8 protein-coding genes are annotated in these 12,301 nt (G+C 64.9%); 7 read left to right on the top strand and 1 reads right to left on the bottom strand.

What is annotated here, in order from left to right; translation table 11 throughout:
- Positions 1–19: 19 nt before the first annotated feature.
- A complete protein-coding gene (locus E8E91_RS10060) occupies positions 20–1,345 on the bottom strand; it encodes a TRZ/ATZ family hydrolase (protein WP_280375628.1) in 1,326 nt (441 codons plus the stop codon).
- Positions 1,346–1,457: 112 nt separating this feature from the next.
- On the opposite strand from E8E91_RS10060, the gene mtnA reads away from it, so the two are divergent.
- The 7 genes from mtnA (at position 1,458) to cmk (ending at position 11,935) form a co-directional block, all read left to right on the top strand.
- Positions 1,458–2,534, top strand: a complete 1,077-nt coding sequence (gene mtnA, locus E8E91_RS10055; protein ID WP_280375627.1) for an S-methyl-5-thioribose-1-phosphate isomerase — start codon at positions 1,458–1,460, stop codon at positions 2,532–2,534.
- Between the two features lie 243 nt (positions 2,535–2,777).
- A complete protein-coding gene (gene gyrA, locus E8E91_RS10050; protein WP_280375626.1) occupies positions 2,778–5,546 on the top strand; it encodes a DNA gyrase subunit A in 2,769 nt (922 codons plus the stop codon).
- 98 nt (positions 5,547–5,644) lie between these two features.
- A complete protein-coding gene (gene serC / locus E8E91_RS10045) occupies positions 5,645–6,730 on the top strand; it encodes a 3-phosphoserine/phosphohydroxythreonine transaminase (RefSeq protein WP_280375625.1) in 1,086 nt (361 codons plus the stop codon).
- On the top strand, positions 6,727–7,824 hold the full coding sequence (gene pheA / locus E8E91_RS10040) for a prephenate dehydratase (RefSeq protein WP_280369545.1): 1,098 nt from the start codon (positions 6,727–6,729) through the stop codon (positions 7,822–7,824). Before serC ends, pheA begins: the two co-directional genes overlap by 4 nt.
- A 79-nt stretch (positions 7,825–7,903) precedes the next feature.
- Entirely contained in the window at positions 7,904–9,016 is a 1,113-nt protein-coding gene (gene hisC / locus E8E91_RS10035; protein WP_280375624.1) for a histidinol-phosphate transaminase, read from the top strand.
- A complete protein-coding gene (locus tag E8E91_RS10030; protein ID WP_280375623.1) occupies positions 9,009–11,252 on the top strand; it encodes a bifunctional prephenate dehydrogenase/3-phosphoshikimate 1-carboxyvinyltransferase in 2,244 nt (747 codons plus the stop codon). Before hisC ends, E8E91_RS10030 begins: the two co-directional genes overlap by 8 nt.
- Positions 11,249–11,935, top strand: coding sequence for a (d)CMP kinase (gene cmk / locus E8E91_RS10025; RefSeq protein WP_280375622.1), 687 nt, complete (start codon positions 11,249–11,251; stop codon positions 11,933–11,935). Before E8E91_RS10030 ends, cmk begins: the two co-directional genes overlap by 4 nt.
- Positions 11,936–12,301 lie beyond the last annotated feature (366 nt).

The following is a 12,301-nucleotide window of genomic DNA, read 5'->3' as shown; positions in this document are numbered from 1 at the left end:
AATGTCCTCGAAACAGAATTCAGCGGCCGGCGATGCGATCGCCCCAGGCGCGGGCAGTGGCACCCAGGCGCTCTTCGTCCAGACGCGTCAGGCGGCCGTCGTCCAGCAGTTGCCTGCCGTCGACCCAGAGGTGCCGCACCGCGTCGCGCCCGGTGGCATAGATAAGTTGGGAAACCGGGTCGTAGACCGGTTGCTGGGCCAGCCCGGAGAGGTCGAAGGCTACCAGGTCGGCGGCCTTGCCCAGTTCCAGGGAGCCGGTGTCCTGGTCGATACCGAGGGCTCGCGCGCCATTGAGGGTGGCCATGCGCAGGGCGCGATGGGCATCCAGGGCGCTGGCCGAGCCGGAAACGGCCTTGGCCAGGAGGGCGGCGGTACGGGTTTCGCCGAGCAGGTCCAGATCATTGTTGCTGGCTGCGCCATCGGTGCCGACGGCGACGTTCACGCCGGCCTGCCACAGGCGCTCGACCGGGCAGAAACCGCTGGCCAGCTTGAGATTGGACTCGGGGCAGTGGATTACGTTGCTGTTGCTTTCCACCAGCAGGGCCAGGTCGGCGTCGTCTACCTGGGTCATGTGCACGGCCTGGAAACGCGGGCCCAGCAGGCCGAGGCGGGAGAGGCGCGCCATTGGGCGCTCGCCGCGCAGCTCCAGGCTCTGCTGGACTTCGAAGGCGGTTTCCTGGACGTGCATATGAATGCCAGCGTCCAGTTCCTCGGCCAGCACGCGGATGTTTTCCAGCTTGTCATCGCTGACGCTGTACGGGGCGTGGGGGCCGAAGGCGACCTTGATGCGCGGATGGTGCTTGAGGTCGCTGAACAGCTCGACGCCACGGCGAATGGCCTCGGTGGAGTCGGCTGCGCCGGGAATGGGGAAGTCCAGCACCGGAATCGCCAGTTGCGCCTTGATACCGGCAGCATGAATGACGGAGCTGGCCTGCGCCGGGAAGAAATACATGTCAGAGAAGCAGCTGATGCCGCTCTTGATCTGCTCGGCCACGGCCAGTTCGGTGCCGTCGCGGACAAATGTCTCATCGACCCACTTGGCCTCGGCAGGCCAGATGTGTTCCTGTAGCCAGGTCATAAGCGGCAGGTCGTCGGCCAGCCCACGGAACAGGGTCATTGCTGCGTGGCCGTGAGCATTGATCAGGCCGGGAGCCAACAGCATGCCCGGCAGTTCGCGGCGCTCGCGAGCCTCGGCGCGCAGTGCCACGTCCCGTGGGGCGAGCAGGGCGATGCGACCGTCGCGGATGCCTAGCGCGTGATCCCGCAGCACCACGCCGGCGGGTTCTACCGGGACGATCCAGGATGGGAGCAGGAGCAGGTCGAGCGGGGCATTGGCACTGGGCATGGCGGCGCATCCTGGGCGCAAATCGAAGTGGCGGCAGTATACCCGAGCCAGAAGACCTCCGGCTCGCTATAATCTGCGGTTTTTCCGCGAGTTACGGGTGGCGAGGTGGTCGATGCGTGAACAACTGTTAGCAGCCGAGAAGGTCAAGGCGATCGACTGGCGTGACGGCGTACTTCATTTGCTCGACCAGCGCGTGCTGCCTGCCGAGGAAGTCTGGCTGTCCTACGATTCCGCCGAAGGCGTGGCCCAGGCCATTCGCCAGATGGTGGTGCGCGGTGCGCCAGCTATCGGCATCAGTGCCGCCTACGGCGTGGTGCTGGGTGCTCGGGCGCGTATCGCCGCCGGTGGCGACTGGCGCGCGGCGCTGGAGGCTGATTTCAAGGTGCTGTCCGAATCCCGGCCGACGGCAGTCAACCTGTTCTGGGCGCTGAACCGCATGCGCGAGCGGCTGGAACGGGTGCGTGATGGCGAGACGCCGCTGCAGGCCCTGGAGGCAGAGGCCGTTTCCATCCATGAGAGCGACCGCGAAGCCAATCTGACCATGGCTCAGCTCGGCATGGAGCTGATCCGCAAGCATCAGGGCAGCCCGCAAGCCCTGCTGACCCACTGCAATACCGGCGCCCTGGCCACCGGCGGCTTCGGCACCGCCCTCGGGGTGATCCGCGCCGCCCACCTGGATGGCCTGGTGGAGCGCGTCTATGCCGACGAAACCCGCCCCTGGCTGCAAGGTGCACGCCTGACCGCCTGGGAGCTGGCCAACGAAGGCGTGCCGGTGAGCCTCAATGCCGACGCCGCCGCTGCCCACTTGATGAAAACCGCCGGGATCACCTGGGTGATCGTTGGTGCCGACCGCATCACCGCCAACGGCGATGTGGCCAACAAGATCGGCACCTACCAACTGGCGGTCAACGCCATGCACCACGGTGTGCGTTTCATGGTGGTGGCACCCAGCTCCACTATCGATATGTCCCTGGAAAGCGGCGACGACATCCCGATCGAAGAGCGCGATGGTTCCGAATTGCTGGACCTGGGTGGTCGTCGTGTTGCAGCCGAGGTCCATGCGGTCAATCCGGTGTTCGATGTGACTCCGGCCGACCTCATCGATGCCATCGTGACCGAGAAGGGTGTGGTTGAGCGTCCCGACGCTGCCAAGATGGCCCAGCTGATGTGTCGCAAGCGCCTTCATTAAAGCGCTGGTGCGGCATTTTCACCCTGCCGGTCGGCCGCCCGGCGGGGTAGGTGCAAGGCAGTGACTGTGGTAAGCTCCGGCAGTTATTGCCGCCCCTCTGTTGAGGCGGCCCAATTGCACAGATCCTTGGCTTAACTCGTTGATTTGTCGTGAGTCGCTGCAGCATCTGGCCGCAGTGACGAGCTTCGCGCCGCTCAGGACGAGAGGGGCGGAGTTTCATCAGAAAAAGGAACCAGGCTTCTCATGGGCGAACTGGCCAAAGAAATCCTCCCGGTCAATATCGAAGACGAGCTGAAACAGTCCTACCTCGACTACGCGATGAGCGTGATCGTCGGGCGCGCCTTGCCGGATGCGCGCGACGGCCTGAAGCCGGTGCACCGTCGCGTTCTCTACGCGATGAGCGAGCTGGGCAACGACTGGAACAAACCCTACAAGAAGTCCGCCCGTGTGGTGGGTGACGTGATCGGTAAGTACCACCCGCACGGTGATACCGCGGTCTACGACACCATCGTCCGTATGGCCCAGCCCTTCTCGCTGCGCTACATGCTGGTGGACGGCCAGGGTAACTTCGGTTCGGTGGACGGCGACAACGCCGCGGCCATGCGATACACCGAAGTGCGCATGTCCAAGCTGGCCCACGAGCTGCTGGCCGACCTGGACAAGGAAACCGTGGACTGGGTGCCCAACTACGACGGCACCGAACAGATTCCCGCGGTCATGCCGACCAAGATCCCAAACCTGCTGGTCAACGGTTCCAGCGGTATCGCCGTGGGCATGGCCACCAACATCCCGCCGCACAACCTCAGTGAAGTCATCGATGGCTGCCTGGCGCTGATGGACAACGCCGAGCTGACGGTCGATGAACTGATGCAGTACATCCCGGGCCCGGACTTCCCCACCGCAGGCATCATCAACGGTCGCGCCGGCATCATCGAGGCGTACCGTACTGGCCGTGGCCGCATCTATATACGCGCCCGCGCCGAAATCGAAGACATGGAAAAGGGCGGTGGTCGCCAGCAGATCATCGTCACCGAGCTGCCCTACCAGCTGAACAAGGCGCGTCTGATCGAGAAGATCGCCGAGCTGGTGAAAGAGAAGAAGATCGAAGGCATCACCGAACTGCGTGACGAGTCCGACAAGGACGGCATGCGCGTCGTGATCGAGCTGCGTCGTGGCGAAGTGGGCGAGGTAGTGCTGAACAACCTCTATTCCCAGACCCAGATGCAGAGCGTCTTCGGTATCAACGTCGTGGCCCTGGTCGATGGCCAGCCGCGCACGCTGAACCTGAAGGACATGCTCGAAGTGTTCATCCGTCACCGCCGCGAAGTGGTGACCCGCCGTACCGTCTACGAGCTGCGCAAAGCCCGTGAACGTGGCCACATCCTCGAAGGCCAGGCGGTTGCCCTGTCGAACATCGACCCGGTGATCGAACTGATCAAAACCTCGCCGACTCCGGCCGAGGCCAAGGAACGTCTGATCGCCACCGCCTGGGAATCCAGCGCTGTGGAAGCCATGGTCGAGCGCGCCGGCGCCGATTCCTGCCGTCCGGAAGACCTGGACCCGCAATACGGCCTGCGCGAAGGCAAGTACTACCTGTCCCCGGAACAGGCCCAGGCCATCCTGGAACTGCGCCTGCACCGCCTGACCGGCCTGGAGCACGAGAAGCTGCTGGCCGAGTACCAGGAAATCCTCACCCTGATCGGTGAGCTGATCCGCATCCTCACCAGCCCCGAGCGCCTGATGGAAGTCATTCGCGAGGAGCTGGAAAAGGTGAAGGCCGAGTTCGGCGATGCCCGCCGCACCGAGATCGTCGCGTCCCAGGTGGACCTGACCATCGCCGACCTGATCACCGAAGAAGAGCGTGTCGTCACCATCTCCCACGGCGGTTACGCCAAGTCCCAGCCGCTGGCCGCCTACCAGGCCCAGCGTCGTGGCGGCAAAGGCAAGTCGGCCACTGGCGTGAAGGACGAGGACTACATCGAACACCTGCTGGTCGCCAACAGCCACGCCACCCTCCTGCTGTTCTCCAGCAAGGGCAAGGTCTACTGGCTGCGCACCTTCGAAATCCCGGAAGCCTCGCGTACCGCGCGTGGCCGTCCGCTGGTCAACCTTCTGCCGCTGGATGAGGGCGAGCGTATCACCGCAATGCTCCAGATCGACCTGGAAGCCCTGCAGCGCGAGGCGGGTGACGAGGAAGACCTCGACGAGGTTGATGGCGTTGTGCTCGAAGGCGAGGTCGTGGAGCCAGAGGTCGAAGAGATCGAAGGCGATACCCCTGAGCTGGTCGCCGAGCCCACCGGTGCCTACATCTTCATGGCCACCGCCTTCGGTACCGTGAAGAAGACTCCGCTGATTCAGTTCAGCAAACCTCGCTCCAGTGGCCTGATTGCCCTGCGTCTGGACGAAGGTGACACCCTGATCGCTGCCGCGATTACCGACGGCGCCAAGGAAGTCATGCTGTTCTCCAGCGCCGGCAAGGTGATCCGCTTCGCCGAGAGCATGGTGCGCACCATGGGCCGTACCGCACGTGGCGTGCGTGGCATGCGCCTGGGCAAGGAGCAACAGCTGATTTCCATGCTGATCCCCGAATCCGGCGCGCAGATCCTCACCGCATCGGAGCGTGGCTTCGGCAAGCGCACGGGTCTGGGCAAGTTCCCGCGTCGTGGTCGCGGTGGCCAGGGTGTGATCGCCATGGTCATCAACGAGCGTAACGGCAAGCTGGTCGGCGCCATCCAGGTGCAGGACGGCGAGGAGATCATGCTGATTTCCGACCAGGGCACCCTGGTGCGTACCCGCGTCGACGAAGTCTCCAGCTCCGGCCGTAATACCCAGGGCGTGACCTTGATCAAACTGGCCAAGGACGAAACCCTGGTCGGTCTGGAACGCGTCCAGGAGCCGTCCGGCGGCGACGAGGACGAAGAGCTGGAAGGCGTAGAGCAGATCGACGCCGTAGCCGATGCCGAAGCAAGCGACGTTCAGCAGGACGACGCACAGCCGGCTGGCGACGAGTAATAGTTGTAGAACCGGGCAGGCCATCGCCGGCCTGTCCATTCGGTAGGTAACAATTTGCGGGGGCACTGGTGCCCCCGCGCTACCCAGTGAGAATGGATGTGAGCAAGCGAGCCTTTAACTTCTGCGCCGGCCCGGCCGCGCTTCCGGAAGCTGTTCTGCAACGCGCCCAGGCGGAACTCCTCGACTGGCAGGGCAAAGGCCTGTCCGTCATGGAAATGAGCCACCGCAGCGACGATTACGTTGCCATTGCCGAGAAGGCCGAGCAGGACCTGCGCGACCTTCTGTCCATTCCCTCCAACTACAAGGTGCTGTTCCTCCAGGGCGGCGCCAGCCAGCAGTTCGCGGAAATCCCGCTGAACCTGCTCCCCGAGAACGGCGTCGCCGACTACGTCGACACTGGCATCTGGTCGAAGAAGAGCATCGAGGAAGCCAGCCGCTTCGGTCGCGTCAACGTCGCCGCCAGTGCCAAGGGCTACGACTACTTCGCCATTCCTGGCCAGAACGAGTGGCAGCTGTCGAAAGACGCCGCCTACCTGCACTACGCCTCCAACGAAACCATCGGCGGCCTGCAGTTCGACTGGATTCCGGAAGTCGGTGATGTACCGCTGGTGGTGGACATGTCTTCGGACATCCTCTCCCGCCCGATCGATATCTCCCGCTTCGGCCTGATCTACGCCGGCGCGCAGAAGAACATCGGCCCGAGTGGCCTGGTGGTGGTCATCGTCCGCGAGGACCTGCTCGGTCGCGCCCGCGCCAACTGCCCGACCATGCTCAACTACAAGGTCGCTGCCGATAACGGCTCCATGTACAACACCCCCGCCACCTTCTCCTGGTACCTCTCCGGCCTCGTCTTCGAGTGGCTGAAAGAGCAGGGCGGTGTCGAGGCCATGGAGCAACGCAACAAGGCGAAGAAAGAACTGCTCTACGGCTACATCGACAAGAGCGAGTTCTACACCAACCCCATCGCCCACAATGCCCGCTCCTGGATGAACGTGCCGTTCCGCCTCGCCGATGAGCGCCTGGACAAGCCGTTCTTGGCTGGCGCAGATGCTCGTGGCCTGCTCAACCTCAAGGGCCATCGCTCCGTGGGCGGCATGCGCGCTTCCATCTACAACGCTGTCGGCCTCGATGCCGTCGAAGCCCTGGTGGCCTACATGGCGGAGTTCGAGAAGGAGCACGGCTGATGTCCGAGCAAGAACTCAAGGCGCTGCGCCTGCGCATCGATAGCCTCGACGAGAAGATTCTCGATCTGATCAGCGAGCGCGCTCGCTGCGCCCAGGACGTGGCGCGCGTGAAGATGGCTGCCCTGCCAGAAGGCGAGAAGCCGGTCTTCTACCGTCCCGAGCGCGAGGCCTGGGTCCTCAAGCACATCATGGACCGCAACCAGGGCCCGCTGGACAACGAAGAGATGGCGCGGTTGTTCCGCGAAATCATGTCCTCCTGCCTGGCCCTCGAGCAGCCGCTCAAGGTTGCCTACCTCGGTCCGGAAGGCACCTTCACCCAGGCTGCGGCGCTCAAGCACTTCGGCCATGCGGTGATCAGCTCGCCGATGGCCGCCATCGACGAAGTCTTCCGCGAAGTCGCCGCCGGTGCGGTCAACTTCGGCGTGGTGCCGGTGGAGAATTCCACCGAAGGCGCGGTGAACCACACCCTGGACAGCTTCCTCGAGCACGACATGGTGATCTGCGGTGAGGTCGAGCTGCGCATCCACCACCACCTGCTGGTGGGCGAGAGCACCAAGACCGACAACATCACCCGCATCTATTCCCATGCCCAGTCCCTGGCACAGTGCCGCAAGTGGCTGGACGCCCACTACCCGAATGTCGAGCGCGTGGCGGTGTCCAGCAACGCCGACGCCGCCAAGCGGGTGAAGAGCGAGTGGAACTCCGCGGCCATCGCCGGTGACATGGCGGCCAGCCTCTACGGCCTGACCAAGCTCTGCGAGAAGATCGAGGACCGTCCGGACAACTCCACGCGCTTCCTCATCATCGGCAGCCAGGAAGTGCCGCCCACCGGCGACGACAAGACTTCGATCATCGTCTCCATGCGCAACAAGCCGGGCGCCCTGCACGAACTCCTGGTGCCGTTCCACAACAACGGCATCGACCTGACCCGCATCGAGACTCGCCCGTCCCGCAGCGGCAAGTGGACCTACGTGTTCTTCATTGACTTCGTAGGTCACCACCGCGACCCGCTGATCAAGGACGTGCTGGAGAAGATCAACCAGGAAGCCGTTGCCCTGAAGGTGCTGGGTTCCTACCCCAAAGCGGTGCTTTGAATTCGCGACGGGCCGTCGCGCTCCAGCCTGGGTTGGGGCGCGCCACGGCGGCCCCTAGCCCGTAGTTGAGGCTGAACCCATGAGCTGTGACTTCCTCGCCCTTGCCCAACCGGGCGTGCAGAAACTTTCGCCCTACGTACCCGGCAAACCGGTGGATGAGCTGGCCCGTGAGCTGGATCTCGACCCGGCCGGCATCGTCAAGCTGGCCAGTAACGAGAACCCCCTCGGCCCTAGCCCCAAGGCCCTCGAAGCGATCCGCAACGAGCTGGCCGAACTGACCCGCTACCCGGATGGCAATGGCTTCGAGCTCAAACGCCGCCTGGCCGAGCGCTGTGGCGTGACCCCGGCGCAGGTCACCCTGGGCAACGGTTCCAACGACATCCTCGACCTTGTGGCCCGTGCCTACCTGGCGCCCGGCCTGAATGCCGTGTTCAGCGAGCACGCCTTCGCCGTGTACCCCATCGCCACCCAGGCCGTGGGCGCCGCCGGCAAGGTGGTTCCGGCCAAGGACTTCGGCCATGACCTGCCGGCCATGCTGGCGGCCATCGACGCCAACACCCGCGTCGTGTTCATCGCCAACCCGAACAACCCCACCGGCACCTGGTTCGGTCCGGCCGCGCTGGAAGACTTCCTCGCCAAGGTCCCGGAAAGCGTCCTGGTGGTGCTGGACGAGGCCTACATCGAGTACGCCGAAGGCGAAGAACTGCCCGACGGCCTTAACTATCTGGCCCGTTATCCGAACCTGCTGGTGTCGCGCACCTTCTCCAAGGCCTACGGCCTGGCTTCGCTGCGTGTGGGCTACGGCCTGTCCAGCGCCCAGGTGGCCGATGTGCTGAACCGCGTGCGCCAACCCTTCAACGTCAACAGCCTGGCCCTGGCCGCCGCCTGCGCCGCCCTGGATGACGCCGAGTACCTGGCTGAAAGCCGTCGCGTCAACGATGCCGGCATGCTCCAGCTGGAAGAGGGCTTCCGCGCCCTGGGTCTGAGCTGGATTCCCTCCAAGGGCAACTTCATCGCCGTGGATTTCGGCCGCGACGCCGCCCCGATCAACCAGGGCCTGCTCGCCGAAGGCGTGATCCTGCGTCCGGTGGCCGGCTACGGCATGCCGACCTTCCTGCGCGTCTCCATCGGCCTGCCGGCCGAGAATGCCCGTTGCCTGGGAGCGCTGACCAAGGTGCTCGGCCGTGGCTGATGTCATGACCGTGCAACAGGGCGCCCCTATCTTCGGGCGCCTGGTGGTGATCGGCCTCGGCCTTATCGGCGGCTCCTTCTCCAAGGGGCTGCGCGAGAAAGGCCTGTTCGCCGAAGTGGTGGGCGTGGACAAGGATCACGAGTCCTGCCGTATCGCCGTCGAGACCGGCGTGGTCGACCGTTGCGAGAGTGACCTCGCTGCGGCCTGCCGCGGTGCCGATGTGATCCAGCTGGCCGTACCCATCCTCGCCATGGAAAAGCTCCTCGCCGAACTGGCCCGACTGGACCTCGGCAATGCCATCCTCACCGATGTCGGCAGCGCCAAGGGCAATGTGGTGCGTGCGGCGCGCAAGGTTTTCGACGGCGTGCCGGCGCGTTTCGTGCCCGGCCACCCCATCGCCGGCTCGGAGAAGAGCGGGGTGGAGGCTGCCAACGCCAGCCTGTTCCGCCGCCACAAGGTCATCCTCACCCCGGTGGAAAACACCGACTCGTCCGCTCTGAAGTGCGTCGACCAGCTCTGGCGCGCCCTCGGTGCGGATGTGGAACATATGGAAGTCGAGCACCACGATGAGGTGCTCGCCGCCACCAGCCACCTGCCGCACCTGCTGGCATTCGGACTGGTCGACTCGCTGGCCAAGCGCAGCGAGAATCTGGAAATCTTCCGCTATGCCGCTGGCGGATTCCGCGACTTCACGCGGATCGCCGGCAGCGACCCGGTAATGTGGCACGACATCTTCCTCGCCAACCGCGATGCCGTGCTGCGCATCCTGGACGCATTTCGCGATGACCTCGACGCCCTGCGCGGCGCGGTCGACGCAGGGGACGGGCATGAGTTGCTGGGCGTGTTCACGCGCGCCCGCTTTGCCCGCGAGCATTTCAGCAAAATCCTGGCCCGCAGGGCCTATGTGGACGCCATGCACAATAACGATCTGATTTACCTGGCACAGCCGGGTGGCAAACTCGCCGGCCGTGTTCGCGTTCCGGGCGACAAGTCCATCTCCCACCGTTCCATCATGCTCGGCTCCCTGGCCGAAGGCACCACCGAGGTAGAAGGCTTCCTCGAAGGCGAAGACGCCCTGGCGACCCTGCAGGCCTTCCGCGACATGGGCGTGGTCATCGAAGGGCCACACCACGGCCGCGTGACCATTCACGGCGTTGGCCTGCACGGCCTGAAGCCGCCGCCCGGCCCGCTGTACCTGGGCAACTCCGGCACCTCCATGCGCCTGCTCAGTGGCCTGCTGGCGGCCCAGCCGTTCGACACCACCCTGACCGGCGATGCCTCCCTGTCCAAGCGCCCGATGAACCGCGTGGCCAAGCCGCTGCGCGAAATGGGCGCGGTGATCGAGACCGGCGCTGAAGGCCGTCCGCCGCTGACCATCCGTGGTGGCCAGCGCCTGTCCGGCATGAACTACGAAATGCCCATGGCCAGCGCCCAGGTGAAATCCTGCTTGCTGCTCGCCGGTCTCTACGCTGCCGGTGAAACCTCTGTCACCGAGCCGGCCCCGACCCGCGATCACACCGAGCGCATGCTGCAAGGCTTCGGCTACCCGGTGAAGGTGGACGGCAATACCGCCACCGTCGAAAGCGGCCACAAGCTCAGCGCCTCGCGCATCGAAGTCCCGGCCGACATCTCCTCGGCTGCCTTCTTCCTGGTGGCGGCGAGCATCGCCGAAGGCTCCGAACTGGTGCTGGAACACGTCGGCATCAACCCGACCCGTACTGGCGTCATCGACATCCTCAAGTTGATGGGCGGCGACATCACCCTGGAAAACCAGCGTGAAGTGGGTGGCGAGCCCGTTGCCGACATCCGCGTGCGCGCGGCCAAGCTGAAGGGCATCGATATCCCCGAGGACCTGGTTCCGCTGGCCATCGACGAGTTCCCCGTGCTCTTCGTCGCCGCTGCCTGCGCTGAAGGCCGCACCGTGCTGCGTGGCGCAGAAGAACTGCGCGTGAAGGAATCCGACCGCATCCAGGTCATGGCCGACGGCCTGCTGGCCCTGGGTGTGAAGGCCGAGCCGACTCCGGATGGCATCGTCATCGAAGGCGGCCCCATCGGCGGCGGCGAAGTCTGGAGCCACGGCGACCACCGTATCGCCATGTCCTTCAGCGTGGCCTCGCTGCGCGCCAGCGCGCCGATCCGCATCCATGACTGCGCCAACGTCGCCACGTCGTTCCCGAACTTCCTCGGCCTCGCGGCCCAGTCCGGCATTCGTGTAGCGGAAGAGGGCAAGGCATGAACGCCAACGTGCCCGTGATTGCCATCGACGGACCCAGCGGTTCCGGCAAGGGCACCGTCGCCGGCCTGCTGGCCAAGCGCCTGGGCTGGCGTCTGCTCGACTCCGGCGCGCTGTATCGCCTGCTGGCCTTCGCTGCGCGCAACCATGGCGTCGACCTGACCAACGAGGAATCCCTCAAGGTCCTGGCGGCGCACTTGGACGTGCAGTTCAGCGCCAAGGCCGGTGGTGGCCAGAGCATCGTGCTGGAAGGCGAAGACGTCACCGACGTGATTCGCTCCGAGCAGGTCGGTGCCGGCGCCTCCCAGGTCGCCGCGCTGCCCGCCGTGCGTGAAGCCCTGCTGCAACGCCAGCGTGCCTTCCTCGAAGCCCCCGGCCTGGTGGCCGATGGTCGCGACATGGGCACTGTGGTGTTCCCGCAGGCGCAGCTGAAGATCTTCCTCACCGCCAGCGCTGAAGAGCGTGCCCGCCGCCGCTACCTGCAGCTCAAGGGCAAGGGAATGGAAGCTGATCAGGCTGCCCTGCTGACGGAAATCCAGGAACGCGACGAGCGTGACAGCCAGCGCTCCGTGGCCCCGCTGAAGCCGGCCGAGGATGCGATCATCCTCGACTCCACCAGCCTCAGCATCGACGAAGTTCAGGACAAGATCCTCGAAGCCTTCGCCGCCCTCGGCCTGGACGACTGAAGTCCCGGCTCGACGAAAACGCCGCAGTCACTGACTGCGGCGTTTTTGTTTGTGGGGCGAATGAGCGATGGGTATCGCTTCGCTCCAGCGGAGCGCCACCCGCCACATCCTACGAACGCCCCCCTGTTTGAACGCCGCGCGCTGTAGATCCCGCAATCGGTGCGCATAGTGTTCAGCCGGGGGACATAGGTAACGGGTGTCGGGAGACATAGGTAACGCATTTACGCTTACGGGATCCGTCGAATGAGGAGTTCGAGCGATGCCGTGGCAGGAGTGCACCACCATGTCGATTCGGCGTGAATTTGTGTGGTTGGCCGAACAGCCGCAGAGCAATGTCCGCGAGCTGTGCCGACGCTATGGCATCAG

This window comes from Pseudomonas sp. BN515, assembly GCF_029873155.1.
Classification (GTDB): domain Bacteria; phylum Pseudomonadota; class Gammaproteobacteria; order Pseudomonadales; family Pseudomonadaceae; genus Metapseudomonas.
Note: the sequence above shows the minus strand (reverse complement) of the source record. Positions and strands in the feature narration are given on the sequence as shown.